General features: G+C 46.0%; 19 protein-coding genes. 10 read left to right on the top strand and 9 right to left on the bottom strand.

Annotated features, from left to right (window positions below; translation table 11 throughout):
- Nucleotides 1–4 precede the first annotated feature (4 nt).
- The 5 genes from uvrA to CD004_RS19810 all read left to right on the top strand — a co-directional run bounded on the left by uvrA (nt 5) and on the right by CD004_RS19810 (nt 5,468).
- Nucleotides 5–2,884, top strand: coding sequence for an excinuclease ABC subunit UvrA (gene uvrA / locus CD004_RS19830; RefSeq protein ID WP_102264327.1), 2,880 nt, complete (start codon nt 5–7; stop codon nt 2,882–2,884).
- 564 nt (nt 2,885–3,448) lie between these two features.
- Nucleotides 3,449–3,763 carry a magnetosome magnetite crystal formation protein family gene (locus tag CD004_RS19825; RefSeq protein WP_102264326.1) on the top strand — a complete coding sequence of 105 codons (315 nt, stop codon included), beginning with the start codon at nt 3,449–3,451 and terminating at the stop codon, nt 3,761–3,763.
- A 14-nt stretch (nt 3,764–3,777) separates the two neighbouring features.
- Complete coding sequence (locus CD004_RS19820) at nt 3,778–4,887, top strand: DUF4097 family beta strand repeat-containing protein (protein ID WP_102264325.1); 1,110 nt, start codon at nt 3,778–3,780, stop codon at nt 4,885–4,887.
- 29 nt (nt 4,888–4,916) lie between these two features.
- Nucleotides 4,917–5,108: a PspC domain-containing protein gene (locus tag CD004_RS19815; RefSeq protein WP_102264324.1), complete on the top strand. Its 192-nt coding sequence runs from the start codon at nt 4,917–4,919 to the stop codon at nt 5,106–5,108.
- 3 nt (nt 5,109–5,111) lie between these two features.
- Nucleotides 5,112–5,468, top strand: coding sequence for a phage holin family protein (locus CD004_RS19810; protein ID WP_023613901.1), 357 nt, complete (start codon nt 5,112–5,114; stop codon nt 5,466–5,468).
- Between the two features lie 33 nt (nt 5,469–5,501).
- On the opposite strand, the gene CD004_RS19805 is transcribed toward CD004_RS19810, so the two are convergent.
- From CD004_RS19805 to CD004_RS19770, 8 genes are all read right to left on the bottom strand, one after another.
- On the bottom strand, nt 5,502–6,200 hold the full coding sequence (locus CD004_RS19805) for an N-acetylmuramoyl-L-alanine amidase (protein WP_324782973.1): 699 nt from the start codon (nt 6,198–6,200) through the stop codon (nt 5,502–5,504).
- Between the two features lie 178 nt (nt 6,201–6,378).
- Nucleotides 6,379–6,606, bottom strand: a complete 228-nt coding sequence (locus CD004_RS19800; RefSeq protein WP_102264322.1) for a DUF2164 domain-containing protein — start codon at nt 6,604–6,606, stop codon at nt 6,379–6,381.
- Nucleotides 6,607–6,790: 184 nt separating this feature from the next.
- On the bottom strand, nt 6,791–7,516 hold the full coding sequence (locus CD004_RS19795) for a GntR family transcriptional regulator (protein WP_102264321.1): 726 nt from the start codon (nt 7,514–7,516) through the stop codon (nt 6,791–6,793).
- A gap of 40 nt (nt 7,517–7,556) precedes the next feature.
- A complete protein-coding gene (gene nagB, locus CD004_RS19790; RefSeq protein WP_102264320.1) occupies nt 7,557–8,282 on the bottom strand; it encodes a glucosamine-6-phosphate deaminase in 726 nt (241 codons plus the stop codon).
- Between the two features lie 27 nt (nt 8,283–8,309).
- Nucleotides 8,310–9,479: an N-acetylglucosamine-6-phosphate deacetylase gene (nagA, locus tag CD004_RS19785; protein ID WP_102264319.1), complete on the bottom strand. Its 1,170-nt coding sequence runs from the start codon at nt 9,477–9,479 to the stop codon at nt 8,310–8,312.
- Between the two features lie 133 nt (nt 9,480–9,612).
- Nucleotides 9,613–10,527, bottom strand: a complete 915-nt coding sequence (murQ, locus tag CD004_RS19780) for an N-acetylmuramic acid 6-phosphate etherase (RefSeq protein ID WP_102264318.1) — start codon at nt 10,525–10,527, stop codon at nt 9,613–9,615.
- Nucleotides 10,508–11,593 (bottom strand): DUF871 domain-containing protein, encoded by a 1,086-nt coding sequence (locus CD004_RS19775; protein ID WP_102264317.1) that lies wholly within the window; start codon nt 11,591–11,593, stop codon nt 10,508–10,510. The genes murQ and CD004_RS19775 overlap by 20 nt, the downstream gene beginning before the upstream one ends.
- Before the next feature lie 250 nt (nt 11,594–11,843).
- Nucleotides 11,844–13,217, bottom strand: coding sequence for a PTS transporter subunit EIIC (locus tag CD004_RS19770; protein WP_102264316.1), 1,374 nt, complete (start codon nt 13,215–13,217; stop codon nt 11,844–11,846).
- A 272-nt stretch (nt 13,218–13,489) separates the two neighbouring features.
- Here CD004_RS19770 and hprK point away from each other — a divergent pair, with 272 nt between their 5' ends.
- The 5 genes from hprK to CD004_RS19745 all read left to right on the top strand — a co-directional run bounded on the left by hprK (nt 13,490) and on the right by CD004_RS19745 (nt 17,562).
- Nucleotides 13,490–14,425: an HPr(Ser) kinase/phosphatase gene (gene hprK / locus CD004_RS19765; RefSeq protein WP_102264315.1), complete on the top strand. Its 936-nt coding sequence runs from the start codon at nt 13,490–13,492 to the stop codon at nt 14,423–14,425.
- Nucleotides 14,426–14,557: 132 nt separating this feature from the next.
- Nucleotides 14,558–15,370: a prolipoprotein diacylglyceryl transferase gene (gene lgt / locus CD004_RS19760; RefSeq protein ID WP_102264314.1), complete on the top strand. Its 813-nt coding sequence runs from the start codon at nt 14,558–14,560 to the stop codon at nt 15,368–15,370.
- A gap of 72 nt (nt 15,371–15,442) precedes the next feature.
- Nucleotides 15,443–16,387 carry a nucleoside recognition domain-containing protein gene (locus CD004_RS19755; protein WP_102264313.1) on the top strand — a complete coding sequence of 315 codons (945 nt, stop codon included), beginning with the start codon at nt 15,443–15,445 and terminating at the stop codon, nt 16,385–16,387.
- Nucleotides 16,377–17,021, top strand: coding sequence for a pyrophosphatase PpaX (gene ppaX / locus CD004_RS19750; protein ID WP_102264312.1), 645 nt, complete (start codon nt 16,377–16,379; stop codon nt 17,019–17,021). The genes CD004_RS19755 and ppaX overlap by 11 nt, the downstream gene beginning before the upstream one ends.
- A 1-nt stretch (nt 17,022) precedes the next feature.
- On the top strand, nt 17,023–17,562 hold the full coding sequence (locus CD004_RS19745; RefSeq protein WP_102264311.1) for an acyltransferase: 540 nt from the start codon (nt 17,023–17,025) through the stop codon (nt 17,560–17,562).
- A gap of 350 nt (nt 17,563–17,912) precedes the next feature.
- Here CD004_RS19745 and CD004_RS19735 read toward each other — a convergent pair whose 3' ends face one another.
- Nucleotides 17,913–18,545, bottom strand: a complete 633-nt coding sequence (locus tag CD004_RS19735) for an HAD hydrolase-like protein (protein ID WP_233434894.1) — start codon at nt 18,543–18,545, stop codon at nt 17,913–17,915.
- Nucleotides 18,546–18,718: the final 173 nt, after the last annotated feature.

The following is an 18,718-nucleotide window of genomic DNA, read 5'->3' as shown; positions in this document are numbered from 1 at the left end:
TAACATGGCTATGGATAAACTGATTGTCAAAGGCGCCAGGGCCCATAATTTGAAAAATATAGATGTCACCATTCCGAGAGACAAGCTTGTTGTGCTAACAGGGCTTTCCGGTTCAGGAAAGTCCTCGCTGGCGTTTGATACCATCTACGCTGAAGGGCAGCGACGCTACGTAGAATCATTGTCTGCCTATGCGCGCCAGTTCCTTGGCCAAATGGACAAGCCGGATGTCGATTCGATCGAGGGATTGTCCCCGGCCATTTCGATCGACCAGAAAACAACGAGTCGAAATCCCCGTTCAACAGTTGGAACGGTGACAGAAATTTATGATTATTTACGTCTGCTATTTGCCAGGGTAGGGCGTCCAACCTGTCCGGTTCACAATATAGAAATCTCCTCACAGACAATCGAGCAGATGGTCGACCGAGTACTCGAATATCCCGAAAGGACAAAGCTGCAGATCCTTGCTCCGCTTGTTTCCGGAAGGAAGGGGACGCATGCCAAAGTTCTTGAAGATGTGAAAAAACAAGGCTATGTCCGTGTCCGGATTGACGGTGATATGCATGACCTTGGAGACGAAATCGAGCTGGAGAAAAACAAAAAACATTCGATTGAAGTCGTCATCGACCGGATTGTCGTCAAGGAGGGGATTGCTGCACGCCTTGCGGATTCGCTGGAAGCCGCGCTCAAATTAGGTGAAGGCAATGTACTGATTGATGTAATCGGTGAAGAAGAATTGATGTTCAGTGAAAACCACGCCTGCCCGATTTGCGGTTTCTCGATCGGCGAGCTAGAGCCCCGGATGTTCTCATTCAACAGCCCGTTTGGCGCATGTCCTGAATGTGACGGTCTCGGTGCGAAGCTGGAGGTCGACGTTGATTTAGTCGTTCCGAACAAGGAGCTATCATTAAAACAGCATGCGATCGCTCCGTGGGAACCGACAAGCTCTCAGTACTATCCGCAGCTCCTAGAAGCGGTCTGCAATCATTATGGAATCGATATGGATGTCCCGGTAAAGGATCTTCCGGATCACGAGATGGACAAGATTCTTTACGGCTCAGAAAAAGACCGGATATATTTCCGCTATGAAAATGACTGGGGCCAGGTCCGTGAAAATTATATTGTTTTCGAGGGTGTCCTTAAAAATATCGAGCGCCGTTATAAGGAAACTGGTTCTGACTATATCCGCGAACAGATGGAAAAGTATATGGGCGAGCATGCCTGCCCAACTTGTAAAGGTTACAGGCTGAAGCGTGAAACGCTGGCTGTTCTTGTAGACGGCCGCCATATTGGTGAAGTAACGGAGTTATCGGTTGAGGATGCGCACCGATTTTTCCAGAGCCTTGAACTAACGGAAAAAGAAATGAAGATTGCTAATATGATTTTCCGTGAGATTACGGAACGCCTTGGCTTTCTGATCAATGTCGGATTGGATTACCTGACGATGAGCCGTGCGGCTGGAACGCTATCCGGTGGTGAAGCCCAGCGAATCAGGCTCGCAACCCAGATTGGCTCACGCCTCACTGGTGTCTTGTATATCCTTGATGAGCCATCAATCGGTCTGCATCAGCGCGATAATGACAGGCTGATCGATACGCTGAAAAACATGCGGGACATTGGCAATACACTGATTGTCGTTGAGCATGACGAAGATACAATGCTCGCGGCGGACCACCTGATTGATATCGGTCCTGGAGCGGGTGTCCATGGCGGTGAAATCATCTCCCAGGGAACCCCGGCAGAGGTAATGGAAGATGGGAATTCACTTACAGGCCAGTACCTGTCTGGTAAAAAGTTCATCCCGCTGCCGATCGAGCGACGCAAACCTGATGGTCGCTATATCGAAATCAAAGGGGCAAAGGAAAACAATCTTAAAAATGTCAATGTGAAGTTCCCGCTTGGAACCTTCATGGCCGTGACAGGTGTTTCCGGTTCAGGTAAAAGTACACTGATCAATGAAATCCTGCACAAATCGCTCGCGATGAAAATTCACCGTGCGAAGAGCAAGCCAGGTGAATTCAAGGAAATCAAAGGCGTCGATCATCTTGATAAGGTCATCGATATTGACCAGTCACCAATCGGCCGTACACCAAGATCGAACCCTGCTACCTACACTGGCGTGTTTGATGATATCCGCGATGTGTTCGCATCAACCAACGAAGCTAAGGTCCGCGGCTATAAAAAGGGACGCTTCAGCTTTAATGTTAAAGGCGGACGCTGTGAAGCATGCCGCGGGGATGGAATCATCAAGATCGAGATGCACTTCCTTCCTGATGTGTACGTCCCATGTGAAGTCTGCCACGGCAAACGCTACAACCGCGAAACACTGGAGGTTAAGTATAAAGGCAAAAACATTTCCGATATCCTAGATATGACAGTTGAGGCAGCGGTTGAATTCTTCGCTAACATCCCGAAGATTGCCCGCAAGCTGCAGACGATATATGACGTCGGACTTGGCTATATCACACTTGGCCAGCCAGCGACGACCCTTTCAGGAGGAGAAGCGCAGCGCGTCAAGCTAGCGTCCGAGCTTCATCGCCGTTCCACCGGCCGCTCACTGTATATTTTGGACGAGCCAACGACTGGCTTGCATGTTGATGACATTGCCCGCTTGCTGACAGTCCTGCAGCGCCTCGTTGAAAATGGCGACACCGTACTTGTCATTGAGCATAATCTCGATGTCATCAAAGCTGCCGACTACATCGTCGACCTCGGACCTGAAGGCGGTGACCGCGGCGGTACAATCGTTGCCACCGGAACGCCGGAAAAAATTGCCGAGGTTGAGGACTCCTATACAGGCAGGTACCTAAAGCCTATTTTGGAACGCGACAGACAGCGAATGAAAGAACAAGTAGAGGAAAAAGAAAAAAGCACAAGTAATGTATAGCCCTTCCATTTGGAAGGGTTTTTCTTTTTGTGGAGCGGTTTTGTATTCCAATTTTAGGTAAACGGTGCAATTATTTAGACTAACCGTGCAATTATTATCAACAACCGTGCAATTAACACCAATCTCCGAGCAATTATCATGGTTGTACGTGCAATTAATGGTGTTGAGTAAGAGAATAATTATTTCCAGCTAACGAATTAGGGTAAAAGTAGTCACCAATGAAGGCCCTTGGCGCCCGGAATAGCGGGAAAATGGAAAAAGAGGTCACCAATGAAGCCCCTTGGCGCCCGAAATAGCAGGAAAATAAAAAAGAGGTCACCAATGAAGGCTATTGGCGCCCCAAATAGAGGGGAAATGGAAAAAGAGGTCACCAATGAAGCGAAGCCGCAATTTGCTCTGCCGCTAAAACCTAAGGAAATCCCCTACAAATAACATTCACACAACTTTCACCAGCCGGAACTGGTTTTTTACAAGGGGTTACATGACAATTTGTCGAACTATTTTCATAAAGAAATGAAACTTCTCTGGTTCTCGAGCGTATTAATTTTTAAGGAGATGAAGAGGATGGATACGAAAAGGATTCTGTCTGCTTTGTGCTATTTTAGTATTATGTTTGCCGGGATTTTGTTTCCTCTTGTTGCGTATTTTGCATCAGAGGATGAGGATGTAAAGGTTCATGCGAAGAAGGCGCTGCTGTCGCATCTTATACCGCTGATTCCACTGCCGCTTATTTTAATTGCAGTATTAATCGATATGAGCGGAGGAACGGGGGACTTTCCAGTGCTTATGTTTAGCAGCGCTATATTGATGGTTATATTGAGTTTCATCGTATTAATTTGGAATCTGGTTAAAGGGATAAAAGTACTTAATATAAAATGAGGGGGATGAACCTTATGAAGGAAGAACGGAAACGGATTCTCAAACTTGTTGAAGAAGGTAAAATGACGGTTGATGAGGCTTTATTTTTAATCGAGCAGCTGGAGCATGGAACAACGCCGCAGCAGGAAAACTCTACGTATCTGTCAACGGATGTAAAGTTTGAAGAAGCGAAGAAAGAAGAGTTCAAAAAGGAAGACTTCAATACTTACAAATTTAACTCTATGAAAGACAAGGTGCTGGATTTTGTCGATTCAGCATTCAAGAAAATAAAGGATTTCGATTTGGATCTTAATTTTGGCCAGTCCGTGGATATTTCTCACATTTTCCAGCAGGGTGATGCTTATCTGAACCAGGTCGATATTGATATGGCGAATGGTTCGGTGAAAATCGTGCCATGGGAACAAAAGGATGTGCGTATCGAGTGCAGCGCGAAAGTGTATCGTGTCGAAAACCAGGATGAAGCGCGGAGGAAGTTTCTAGAAGACGCCATTTTCACAATCGAAAATCAGAAACTCCGTTTTTCAGTCCAGCAGAAGTGGATGAAGGTTGATGCGGTCATCCATATTCCGAAAGAAGAATATGAAAATGTTCGAATACGTTTGTTTAATGGATCCATTGAAGGTGAAAACTTAACAGTGAAGGATTGCCGGGCAAAGACAGCAAACGGGAAGGTTTTGCTTGGAAATCTTGAGTGTGGCAAGCTGGAAACTGAAACAGCGAATGGACAAATCAGCATCTCCAGAAGCGCAATCAAGGACCTTGAGGCTGAAACGATCAATGGAGCAATCAAGGCAGATGGCTCTTTTGACAATGTCGACCTACAGTCTTTCAATGGAAACGTTACTTGCACAGTGAATAATAATGATTGCGAAAGTGTGGAAGTGAAGGCGACTACTGGAAGCATCGAAGTTTTCCTGCCAGAGAAAACACCAGCCAGCGGTGAACTGAAATCGAACCTTGGCGGCTTTACGATTGAACTCGACGGCATACAGGTTGTTGAGGAGAAAAGCGATATGGTCCAAAAAAACCTTCGCTTCAAGCCGGCTGATTCAGGCCAAAAAGCTGTCAGGCTCCATGCAGATACAAAAACCGGTTCAATCACCGTCAAAAAAATAATCCAATAGTATTGTGAAGCTAGGAAGGGTGATATGAAATGAAATTAACCCGATCGCGTAAAAATCGAATGCTGGCAGGAGTGCTCGGAGGGATGGCCGAGTCCTTTGGGATGAGTGCGGCGCTGTTACGCATATTGTTTGTAATCTTGACGTTCAGCACTGCATTCTTTCCAATGGCTATGATCTATCTTGTGCTTGTGTTTGTGCTGCCAAACAGGGAAGGGTATTAAAAAATGAGATGGTTGTTAGGAATTGTCATTAACGCAGTCCTCTTCATGGCTCTTGCTGGTTACTTCGAGAATGAGATTTATCTATCTGGTTTCGGGGCCGCTTTAGGAGCCAGTTTCATTCTCTCGATATTGAATGTTCTCGTTAAACCGATCTTGATTCTGCTGACGCTCCCTGTAACAGTGCTCAGCCTGGGATTATTCTTGTTTGTCATCAATGCAATCACACTGATGCTGACGGATAGTTTGATGGGGAGTTCATTTGAGATATCCAGTTTTGGCATGGCGCTGCTTACTGCGATCATCATGTCAGTCGCAAACTTGATCATCCAGAACACGTTCTTACGAGAGTCAAAAGACTAGGGAAAAGGCCGGCACATAAGTGTCGGCCTTTAATTATTCTTTATCAATATAGACATCAAAGCCGGCTTTCCTTAAACGTTCGGCAAGCTCTTTAGCGTTTTGTTCATTATCGAATGCTCCTGCCTGGACCTTATATAATCCGTCTTTCTTGGCTGGTGGCGAAGCAGGTGCAGGAGCGGCATTTGCCTTCCTCTGCAGTTTGAACTGCTCTGCTAATGCTTTAACAATGCCTTCTGCAATCGTTCTGCGATATGTTTCAGAACGAAGCAGCTTGATTTCATTGCGGTTAGTCATGAATCCGCATTCCACTAGTACTGCATCCATTTTCGTTTCCCTTAGGACATGGAAATCGGCTGTTTTGACACCGCGGTTTTCGAGACCCGTTGAGATGACAAGATGGCGCTGAATCTTTTGGGCTAACTGATAAGCCACAGGCGGCCTTGTTGGATAGACAAATGTTTCAATACCGCCGACATTGCTCCAGCTACCTCCACCAAAGGCATTGGCATGAATCGAAACAAATATATCCACATTCAGGCTGTTTGCCTTATCTGTCCTGGCCTTCAATGACACATCTCGCTGATCGGAATGAGAAAAATACACTGTGACATTCTTATAGTTTGCCAGCAGCTGTCTGGCAAAATTCGCCACAGCCCTGTTAAACTCATATTCTCTCATACCATCAGGACTTCGCTTACCCGGGGTGTTGTAGCCATGCCCAGCATCTAGCATGATCTTCACTATTTTCACACCTTCCGATAAAAGATTTCTTCATCAGTATATATATGACCAAAGGCGGAAAAAGGACATATCGACATCGGATATAGGCTGTTTTTAAACTCGTAACCATTTTATAATTAGCTTTGAAAAAAGGGTTCGGATTCTTCATCCCTTCGCAAAATGCAATAAATTACTTATTCAACTCAAAAATATCTTCCACCCGCTGCGACATGAATTCATGGGCATCCTGGATTCCGATGTTATAAAAATGAGGAGCGAGTTTATCGGCAAAAAATTCAAGGATCAACAGTGCAGCCAGGTCTCCCAGTTCTTCCCCGCGCTCTTCAAGGAAATACCTTTTTATCTCATCTGTCATCTGGTTCTTCACATGATCATCAACTTGGAAATTCTTTAGCATGGTATCTACTCCTTCTTTATGTATTACCCTCATTTTAAGATAATTAGACAATTAATTCGACAAGAGGGTTCGATTATTTCCGTGGAAATAAGCTGAATGTTATTTTCCTTTTCGACATTTCACGAAGACATATTAAAGAATAACTACAAAAATAAAGAGACCCGGATTGGATCTCTTCTGGTAATCAGCCACGCTGCATCGTGTGCACGAATTTGTATCGGTCTGCTCGATAGGCTGATTTGACGAATTCGAATGGGGTGCCATCCTTTAAATGCGAAGTCCTGAGAATCAACAGGACAGGGGAGCCTTTTTCAATTTCCAGAAGGCGCAGTTCCTGTTCCTTAGCGATCGATGCTTCGATTTGCTGGGTGGCTTCATGGATCGTAAGCGATAATTTTTCTTCGATATACTGGTAAAGTGACTGGTTGATGATTTCCTCTGTCAACCCCTTAACCAGATTAGCCGGGAGGTAGGTGGTCTCCAGAGCCATCGGAACATTGTCTGCAAGCCTGACGCGTTTGATTTCGTATACTGGTGTATTTTCGCTTAGCTTGAGACGCTCGGCTATTTCCCGTCCGGATGGGATAATTTCAAACGAAACCAGTCTGCTGCCCGGGGTAAGTCCGCGTTCTTTCATATCCTCGGTGAAACTTGTCAATCCCTGCAGGCGCTGTTCGACCTTCTTTCTGTTCACGAACGTGCCTTTGCCTTTTTGGCGGTACAGATATCCATCATTCACTAGGTTGGTCAATGCCTGCCTGATTGTCATCCTGCTGATCTGGAACATATCGGCATAGACTCGTTCGGAGGGGATGGCTTCATCTGGCTGGAGGTCGCCATTATCGATTTGGGCTTTTATATACTCCTCGAGCTGGTGGTAAATAGGTATTGGTGAATTTTTATCAATCATAGGTCATTCTCCTGACTGCTTGCAGTTTTTCAGAAGATGCTTAAAGCAATGCTGTAGCATCTTTATCAGCGAAAATCGTGACATTTCCATGGTTTTTGAGAGCCGAGGCAGGGAAATCTTCGCTAATATCGTCATTCATTAAAGTAGCGAGTGCTTTTGCCTTGGAAGCGCCGGAAACAAGCAGAAAGATTTCCCTGCTGTCCATAATCGAAGCAATCCCCATGGTGATTGCTTGCTTCGGAACGTCTTCCAGTGAGTCGAAAAATCTTGAGTTCGCCTTGCGCGTGCTTTCTGCCAGGTCGATGATATGCGTTCTGCTATCAAAGGGTGTGCCTGGTTCGTTAAAACCAATATGGCCGTTCTGTCCAATTCCGAGAATTTGCAGGTCGATGCCGCCATGCTCGTTAATGAATTGCTCATAGCGTTTGCATTCCTCATCCAAATCCTTCGCTGTTCCATCTGGAATATGCGTCTGGTCAAGCGGAATATCAATGTGCTCAAATAAATGTTCACACATAAAGTAGTGATAGCTATTACTGTCTTTTTTCGAAATTCCGATGTATTCATCCAGGTTGAATGTGTTGATTTCTTTATAGGAGGTCTTGTTCTGCTTATGATCTTTGATGAGCTCCTGATAAAGGCCTGTTGGTGTGCTCCCGGTAGCAAGTCCAAGGTTGAGCGATGAATTTCTCTTGATTCGTGAAATGGTTTCCACTGCAGCTTGCTGGCTAAGCTTCTCGTAATTTGAAGTAGTAATCAGTTTCAACGTCATCACCTCTTTCATAGCTGAATATTAACGGGTGTAACTCGCGACTCCCCGGCAAAACGCCATGGCCACTTCATGGTTATTGTCAAGTACGACAAGGTCTGCATCTTTTCCTGAAGCAATGCTTCCTTTCCGGTCAAAAACCTTCAGCTGCCTTGCGGGGTTTTCGCTGGCTAGCTTCACTGCTTCTTCAAGACTGATGCCTGTGTATTCCATCATGTTTTTCAGTGAATCTTTCATTTTTAAAATACTGCCGGCTAGAGTGCCATCAGCTAAAAGTGCTTTTCCATCTGCAACACTGACTTCCTGTCCGCCGAGATCATAGCTGCCATTTTTAAGGCATTTCGCTCGCATTGAGTCGGTGATTAAAATGACACCATCGGTTCCTTTGGCGCGAATCGATAGATCCAGCATTTCGGGTACGACATGGATTCCGTCTGCAATCATCTCAATCTTCAATTCATCAAAAAGCAGGGCAGCACCGGCTACGCCTGGATCTCGGTGATGCATCCCGCGCATGCCATTGAACAAATGGGTCACATGGGTAGCTCCTGCCTTCACGGCTTCAGCCATCTGTCCGTAGGTGGCATCCGAATGGCCAACCGAAGCGATGACCTCATTTTCAGCAAGGTATGCAATAAGCTCGCAGCCATTTTCTTTTTCCGGAGCGAGTGTCACGAGCCTGATATTATTGCCAGAAGCCTCTTGTATTCTCGCAAACAGCTCGATATCAGGTTTAATGATGTGTTCGGCAGGCTGTGCTCCTTTGCGGGATTCATTGATGAATGGTCCTTCCAAATGTAGCCCCAGCACCTCGGCTTTACCTGGATTGTTGTGGTGGCTGATAAAATCGGCAGCATTCACCAATGCTTTCATAATTGCCTTTTGATCCTGGGTGATTGTCGTTGCCAGGAAGCTAGTTGTTCCTTCCTCAGGAAGCCTTGACGCCATTGTTGTCAAGGCTTCAGTGGTGGCATCCATCGTGTCCGCTCCGCCGGCACCATGGATATGCACATCGATGAATCCTGGGACGACAGTGCTGTCCTCAGGAAGAACGATGACCTCAGCCTGATATCGAGGCAGGGAGGAGGTATGTCCGGTTTCGGCAATCTTCCCATCCTTTATATAAATGTATCCTTTTTCAATGATGCCCTCTTCAGTTAAAACGCTGGCGTTGATGAGCATTAAATCTTTCATTCTATATCACCTGAAAGTTATGTCCTGTTCTTCTTTTCTTTACCCTCTGTCACTTATATTATACTAATACCTCCAGGGGTTGTCTATACCACATTAGACTATGAAGGATAAATCTGCAGTGGTATAGACAATGCTATTTTGCGCTCCCTCTGTAAAAGTCACTGATCGCATCTCTTAGGTAGCCATCATGCTTTTCCAATAGTTCTTTTACCTTTGTTCCCCTGAGTCCTGTCGTGATTTGGAGGATGGCGGCTTTCGTATGGTAGTTTTGCTCCTTGATTGCTGTTCTTGCTTCATCATCCGAAGCACCGGTTGCCATCTTGACGATATTGACAGCGCGATTATGTAGTTTTTCGTTCGTCATCTGCACATCGACCATCAGATTGCCATACACTTTGCCCAGTTTGATCATCGAAGCTGTAGAAAGCATGTTCAGGACAAGTTTCTGGGCCGTACCGGCTTTCATCCTTGTGGATCCGGTAATTACTTCGGGACCGACGACCGCCGAGATGGTGTGGTCGGAGATTTTCTCCATTTCGGAATCCTTGCTGCAAACGACTGATACAGTCAGGGCACCGATTTTCTTTGCGTACTCCAGTGCACCGATCGTATAAGGAGTGCGACCGCTGGCAGCAATTCCGACTACGATATCATCAGCGGTAAGGTTGATGTTTGCCAGATCAGACTGACCCTGCTGCTTGTCATCCTCGACACCTTCAATTGCCTCGGTCATCGCTTCCTTGCCACCCGCAATAATTCCAACAACAAGCCCAGGGTCGGTTCCGAATGTCGGAGGGCATTCGGAAGCATCGATGATTCCGAGTCGCCCGGAAGTACCGGCACCAATATAAATTAGCCGGCCTCCTTTTTTGAAGGCAGCGACAATCCTGTCGACGACTTCCGAAATGTTCGGAACCTGCCTTGCGAGCACGTTCGGAACGAGGGTGTCCTCCTGGTTGATGACGGTGATGATTTCCTCTGTCGACATCAAGTCGATATTCATTGTTTTCGGGTTTTGCTGTTCTGTGTTAAGCTTCGCGATCTCCATTTCCATCCCTCACAATAAATTGAAATTTTCGCCCTGCCTTGATCTCTGCAAGCAAAGGCAGGTCTTCTTTGATAACTTTTCCGATGCAATTCACTTTTTCATCCTTTGGCAGATCATTAACGGCAATTTGCAATTCGCCTGCATAGCGCCCGTATAGTTCATTGTCGATGGTGATCGTCCCGCGTTTTCTTTCCTGCTGATTAGAAGGTGGGATCTTATTTTCACCTATTGAAGCGAAGGAACGTGATTCTACTGCTCTGATCACATCCCGTGCAGGATCCATCCTGTTTGTCAGCGGCCTGCTCAATAGTTCGGAATGCTCCCAACTTTCGCTCTTAATACGAAGTGGAATGACTTTTTTACCAAGGAAAGCTAGTAATTCCAGCTGTTCATCCGATGCAGCATGATCTCCAATCAAGATTTTATCGGTAAAACAAGAAAACATCAGCTCTGCAGCAGCTATGTGCGGCAGCTGGCCGCGGTGCTTTTCTAGTGTTGGGAGGCCAGAAAACACAGGTCCGCGCAGATCCTTGTTTCCAGGCACGAAAGCCATTGTCGTAATGCCGAGTGAACGAAGCATGTTATTTCTTTCAATCAGGAACTCCATGTCCAACCCTGTTTCAGGCCTTGGGTAAAAATTATGCCATGCTTCAACGTTCCCGGTATTTAAACCAGCATCAATCCAGGCCAGAAGTTCTTCTCTAGTTACCGTGCTGGCGTTGATTCCTATCTTCATTTTATGCGAAAGCTCCACGATCTGCTGTGATGTGAACCCATAATCAGCCCTGATTCCTGATAGCCCCCAATGAAGCAGTTCATCATATTGCTCCCAATCAAGCCCAAGATAGTCCAGCGAACGAGGTGAAACATCCGCCATCAGCTCCATGTCATGCTTTATCGCAAGTTCTCCAAGCTTTTGTAAAAGTTCTTTATACTCAGCTGGATTATCTTCGGGAATATGTAAGGAAGTGAAAATCGATTTAAGTCCGTATTGAGCCGCTTTTTCGATCCAGGCAGCATTTTTGTCCATCATATCCTTTTTCAAATATACGGAAATGCCAAGCAAGGGCAATCCCTCCAATCAAGAGCAGTTAATAGAATAGAAGAAAGGAGGAAAATTGCTCTCCTCCTTTCTTTATTGTTAGCGAATTTTAAAAGATTCTAATTGTGGTTGGCTCTATACGGGTATCTTAATCCAGCTTCAGCGCCTAACCCCTCGAGACGCTTCGGTCCTGCCAATGAAGTCAAAGAACGACTTCACTGTCAGGCCCTCCAGCGCTTGTCGGGGCTGAACGAGGCACTTGCGCTTTTTGTTCTTAGATTCCTTTAGCCATTTCTTCCTTGAAGCCAAACGTCCAGGTGAAGATGAACCCGAATACATAGGCGATCAGAAGTCCAAGCAAGTAGAGCAGTATTTGATTTGTATGGACCAGGAAAGCAAGCGGGATACCCGAAACGCCGATAGCAATCGTTGCGATTTTAAAGAATGCCTGGAATGCTCCGCCGACTGCTGCCCCTAAACAGGCCGTGATGAATGGACGGCCAAGCGGCAGGGTGACACCGAAAATAAGCGGTTCACCGATGCCAAGCATACCAACTGGCAGCCCGCCCTTGATGACCTTTTTAAGTCTCTCATTCTTCGTTTTAAAGTAAATCGCGAATGCCGCACCAACCTGGCCTGCACCGCCCATTGCGAGGATTGGCAGCAGCGGGTCATCGCCAATCGAGTTAATCAATTCCATATGCACAGGAGTCAAGCCCTGGTGCAAACCTGTAACAACTAGAGGAAGGAATGTTCCAGCAAGAACCAGTCCTGCCAGGATTCCGCCAACATCAAGAAGGCCAAGCAAGCCCTTTGTGATCAAATCGGAAATCCATCCGCCAACAGGCTGGAGGACAAATAGTGTAGCAATACCAGTAATCAATAATGATAGAGTAGGAGTAATGATAATATCCAAAGAAGACGGAACGAATTTACGGATCCGTTTTTCAAGCATTGCAATAAAAACTGCAGCAAGCATAACGCCGATCAATCCACCACGGCCAGGAACAAGTGCTTCGCCAAACAATGTGATGTTTGCCAGACCCGGGTTGATGATCAGGATACCAGCAGCACCGCCAAGAGCAGGTGAGCCCCCAAATTCACGAGCCGTATTGATCCCGACAAATACACCAAGATAACCAAAGATACCCCAGCCGATCAGGTTAAGGATCTGGATCAGTGAAGATTCAGGATCAGCGCCAGAACGGACAATAACATTCGTGATCCCGGCAATCAAGCCTGAAGCGACAATCGCTGGAATCAGCGGGATGAAGATACTGGCAATCCTTCGCAGGAATAACTTGAACGGAGTCGCGTTTTTCTTGTTGAGTTCGTCCTTGGTACGGCCGGCAAGTCCATCGAAAGGATCCGGGTCGGACTCGTCTACTAGACTTGCAGTCTTGCCGGTAATATCAGAAACTTCATTGGCCACTTTGGTGACAATTCCAGGTCCCAAAATAATCTGTAATGTCTCTTCTTCTACGACACCGAGCACGCCATCAATTTTCTTGATGCCGGCGATATCCACTTTGCTGTAGTCTGCCGGCTTGACGCGCAGGCGGGTCATGCACGAAGCAACATCAGCAATATTGTCCGCGCCGCCAAGCTGCTCAAGTATCTCTCTTGCCAGGCGTTCTTCATTACGCATGGTGTTTCCCCCTCTTATTGTAAAATAGTCAGAAAAAAATGAATTCGCTTACAAAATGATGATAACAAGTCTACTGTATAGTTGTCTATACCTTTTATAAAAAATATAGCTTTGGTACTAGCAGGGAGAAGTGGATAATACCAATATGGATGATCTCAGCGAACTGAAGCTGTTTTTTAATCGCCTATATTTGGTTCTTCATAAAAAAGTGCTAAAATAAAAGGTATTGTTATCATGTGGGAAATTAACGTTCTAATAAAGGAGGAACTTCATTGCCAAAAGTCCGTACTAAAGACATCATCAAGAAATTCGATATGGAATTGATCAGTGGAGAGGAAGGAATCAATCGTCCAATCACCACGACAGACATTTCAAGGCCAGGACTAGAAATCGCTGGTTATTTTGAATACTATCCTGCAGAGCGTCTGCAGCTTCTCGGAAAAACAGAACTGACCTTCTTTGAAAAATTGACCCCTCGCGACAGGGCGGAGCGAATGGAAAAGCTTTGTACAGATATTACGCCAGGAATCATTGTCACAAGAGACATGGAGGTTCCTGTTGAACTGGTCGAGGCAGCCGAACGGGAGTCAGTTCCTCTCTTGCGATCAAAGCTAAAAACAACAAGGCTCTCGAGCCATCTGACGAACTATCTCGAAAGCAAGCTGGCACCGACCACTGCAGTCCACGGCGTACTTGTCGATCTGTATGGAATCGGCGTCCTGATTACCGGCAAGAGCGGAGTTGGTAAAAGTGAAACCGCGCTTGAATTGGTCAAAAGGGGACACCGTCTTGTAGCGGATGACTGCGTTGAAATCCGCCAGGAGGATATCGGAACCCTGGTAGGGAACTCACCTGATTTAATTGAACATCTTCTCGAGATCCGCGGAGTAGGCATCATCAATGTGATGACACTGTTCGGTGCTGGTGCTGTCCGTTCGCATAAACGGATTTCCCTGATCATTGACCTTGAAATTTGGGACCAGAAAAAATCGTATGACCGGCTGGGCCTTGATGAAGAGAAAATGAAAATTCTCGACACCGACATCACCAAGCTGACGATTCCTGTCCGCCCAGGCCGAAACCTCGCTGTCATCATCGAGGTAGCAGCAATGAATTTCAGGCTGAAGCGCATGGGCGTCAATGCAGCTGAACAATTCACCAACAGGCTGTCCGACGTCATTGAAGACGGCGACCATGACGAACATTAAGCAGTAAAATTTTTCATGAATCACTGTGGCACTCAGCAGTAAATTACGGAAAAAAGTCTTAATCAAACGTTTGATTAAGAACAGCCAAAGTGCTGGTACGACTGATTTTTATATAGATAAAGGGGAAATGACATGGAAAAAAATATTCAGCCAATCGACCCGGTAGCCTTTTCGCTCGGGCCAATCCAGGTGCACTGGTATGGCGTCATCATCGGACTTGGAATTGCGCTAGCATTATGGATTGCCATGCGTGAAGGTGAACGCCGCGGTCTGCCGAAAGATATCTTTGCGGACCTGATGCTCTGGGCGATTCCGATCGCAATCCTATCTGCAAGGCTTTACTATGTAATCTTCCAGTGGGAGTACTACAGCCAGTATCCTGGCGAGATTTTAAAAGTCTGGAATGGCGGCATTGCGATTCACGGTGCGTTGATCGGTTCCGTAGCCACTGCTTATTTTTACACGAAGTCAAAGAATGTTTCGTTCTGGAAGCTTGCTGATATCGCAGCGCCAAGCATCATCCTTGGCCAGGCAATCGGACGCTGGGGAAACTTCATGAACCAGGAAGCGCATGGCGGGGAAGTAACCAGGGCGTTTTTGGAAAACCTGTACCTTCCTGAGTTCATCATCAACCAGATGTATATTAATGGAACATACTATCATCCAACATTTTTATATGAATCGGTATGGAATTTGCTTGGTTTCATCCTGCTGATGTCATTGCGCAGAGTGAACCTGGGACGCGGGGAGATTTTCCTCAGCTATGTCATCTGGTACTCAATCGGCCGCTTCTTTGTTGAAGGAATGCGGACGGACAGCCTGATGCTGACGGAATCATTGCGAATTGCCCAGACAATCTCGATTGCGTTGATCGTTTTTGCAATCGGATTATGGATTTTCAGAAGAGTCAAAGGGTATTCGAAAGTACGATATTTAGAGAACTAGAATTTCGGATTACTAAAAAAGAGGCCCTATAAATAAAATGAATTAAGGCTAAAAAATGGGAGAGATGCTTCGATGGGGTCTACATTGAAAAGAGGGTTGATGGTTGGCTTGAATACGACTTGGGCGCTCGGGAAAGTCATTTTCCCTGTCACCCTGATTGTTTCGATCCTTCAATATACACCTGTTCTGCCGTGGGTAATCGAATTGATTACGCCGTTGATGTCAGTGCTCGGTTTGTCAGGTGATGCGGCGATTCCTCTTGTCATCGGGAATTTCCTTAATCTATACGCGGCCATCGGAGCGATCCTGACCCTTGATCTGACGGTAAAAGAAGTTTTCATCATTGCGGTGATGCTGAGCTTTTCGCATAATATGCTTGTTGAATCGAGTGTAGCTCTCAAGGTCGGAGTCAAGCTATGGATCATCGTCCTTGTCCGCCTCGGGCTTGCGTTCATATCTGCAGTGGTCATCAATCTTGTTTGGCACGGCGGTTCTGAAATCGCACAATATGGCATGGTCCCTCCTAAAAGTGAAGAAGTTTCTGGATGGGGAGCGATTCTGCTTGAAGGCATCACGAAGGCTGGGATTGGCATATTTCAGCTGGCCATCATCGTCATTCCGCTGATGGTCGTCGTGCAAATCATGAAGGATAAGCAATGGCTTGCTGTTTTTTCAAGATGGATGGCACCGGCAACAAGAGCGCTTGGCATGAAAGAAAACACTTCGACGACAATGGCAGCCGGCCTGCTGATCGGGCTTGCGTACGGCGCAGGTGTGATGATCCAGGCAGTCCAGGAGGATGGAGTCAGCAAAAAGGATGTCACGCTTGCGTTCATTTTCCTTGTTGCCTGCCACGCAGTCGTTGAAGATACTTTGATTTTTGTTCCGCTTGGAATTCCAGTCTTGCCGCTGTTATTGATCCGCCTAGGTGTGGCGATATTATTGACAATAACAGTCGCGATTATCTGGAACCGCGCGGACATTGCAAAAAGAAAGGAAGCAGTATATGAGCAATAAAATAGATACGGTCCTGTTCGATCTTGACGGGACTCTTATTGATACAAATGAACTAATTATTTCATCCTTTCTCCACACGATGGAGACCTATTATCCCGGCCAATATAAACGGGAGGATGTCCTTCCGTTTTTGGGGCCGTCTCTTCAGGAAACTTTCCAGCCAATGGATCCCGAAGGCTACGAAGAAATGATCACCACTTACCGAACTTACAACCTGGCTAATCATGACCTTTTGGTAAAAGGTTTCGAGGGAGTGTATGAAACGGTCCGAACTTTGAAGGAGAGCGGCTTCCATTTAGGGATCGTTACCACGAAGCGTTCGGATGTAGTCCAGATGGGCTTGAAGCTGACAGGATTGGACGAGTTTTTTGAGGTTGTCGTCGCGCTCGACCATGTTGAAAAAGCGAAACCTGATCCCGAGCCGCTTTTAAAAGCGCTTGACCAGCTTGGTTCCTCGCCGGACCGTGCGATCATGGTCGGAGATAACCACCACGATATCCTCGGCGGTAAAAACGCCGGCACAAAAACTGTCGGAGTAGCCTGGTCCATCAAGGGAAGAGAGCATCTTGAGCAGTACAACCCGGATTACATGTTAGAGAACATGGCTGACATCCTGCCAATCTTGGGAGTATAACATGAGAAGGACGACTCGTTATCGAGTAGAAGGAGCAAACTCCCTCTGGCATGTTTATAAAACCGTTCCGTTTTGGAAGGTCGTTAAAAATTTCGTCGTCATCCAGGTGGCGCGCTACACTCCGTTTCTCGGCATGAAAAACTGGCTGTACCGCACATTTCTGCGGATGAATGTCGGCGACCAAACTTCCTTCGCATTGATGGTCATGCTCGACGTCATGTTCCCGGAAAAAATCTCCGTTGGCCGCAATACGGTCATAGGCTACAACACAACCATCCTTGCTCATGAATACTTGATCAAGGAATACCGCCTCGGCGACGTCGAAATTGGCAGCGAAGTCATGATCGGCGCCAACTCCACAATCATGCCTGGTATCAGGATCGGTGACGGAGCCATCGTCTCTGCAGGAACACTCGTCCACAAAGACGTCCCAGCCGGAGCCTTCGTCGGCGGCAACCCGATGCGAGTGATTTACACAAAGGAAGAGCTTGCTGAACGCTGGGCAGATGATGAGATTTATGGAGTAGATTCCACTAAATAAAAAAAGCGAAACGGAATGAACAGCTCCGTTTCGCTTTTTTGTGTTTTCTATACATTTTTTCATAGTTGGTAATCGGAGTGATGATATTGTCGCACGCTCTGGCCCGTTTCTTAGCATTTTGAACTGGGAAAAATGAGCGATAATTTCCAAGTCGCCAATAAAAATCGATTTTCGCCAATAACCAGCTCATTATCGCCAATAAAATCAAATTATCGCCAATATATTTTGAAAATCGCCAATAAAAATGTTTACTCGCCAATAAATGTCTCATTCAGCTAAAAAAGGCAGCCGGCAACACTCAAAAAAATACAGGAAATATATCATTTGTGGCTTTTGATTGCCATTTCGGTCTATTTATAAGGAAATTCTGAATAACAATAGATGGTTTCGTCGGCAAACTCGTTTTCTTCACGGAAGGAGCAGGTCTTCAGGCCGATCTTCCTTGCTGGAATCAGGTCTGTGCTTTGGTCGCCGACAGCCAGGTCTAATCCATATCTGTCATGCAGGTATTTGTAGGCATGGATATCTGGTTTTAATGAATAGCCATCATCGGCAGGACAAATGACCTCCTCGAAAAATTGGCCGAGCTCCCAGTGTTCCAGCAGCTCTTCTGTTGAGCGCCGATTACGGTGAGTCACGAGGACATTTGAATCTGCACTTGAAAGCACATCTTTCACAAATGGAAAAAGCGGTTTCCGATCATTTGGCAAAGTGCGTTCAATTTCGCGGAATTCAGTTACCTTTTTTTTATCGACCCCATAAAAATCATAGGCTGTTCCGTATTTCAGATGCGGAAGAACTTCTTCATACTTCAGGTCTTTTTTTGCCATGACAGTAAATGCCTCAACAAGAGTCGGCCATGTATCAAGGATGGTTCCGTCCAAGTCCCAGAGGATTTTCATTGTACCCAGCCTCCTTAAATAGTGAAAAAAACGCTTAGCGCCAACTTTTGTCGCTGTTTCCACTTTTCTGATTGCCACCATTCTACCAGCTCCATTTTAAAAAGCAAACATGAAGAGCTAATGGTTGACGGATAATAAAATGAACGTTAAACTACATATAACTTCATCTTGTTACCATATTAGCGAACTAAAGGATTTAGATAATTAAAACTCAGCTTTTTTGGGTAGAAAGATAAAAACACCAGCAACGAAGA

The organism is Mesobacillus jeotgali, assembly GCF_002874535.1.
GTDB classification, from domain to species: Bacteria; Bacillota; Bacilli; order Bacillales; family Cytobacillaceae; genus Mesobacillus; species Mesobacillus jeotgali.
The sequence above is the reverse complement of the archived record's forward strand: the minus strand, read 5'-3'. Positions and strand labels throughout refer to the sequence as shown.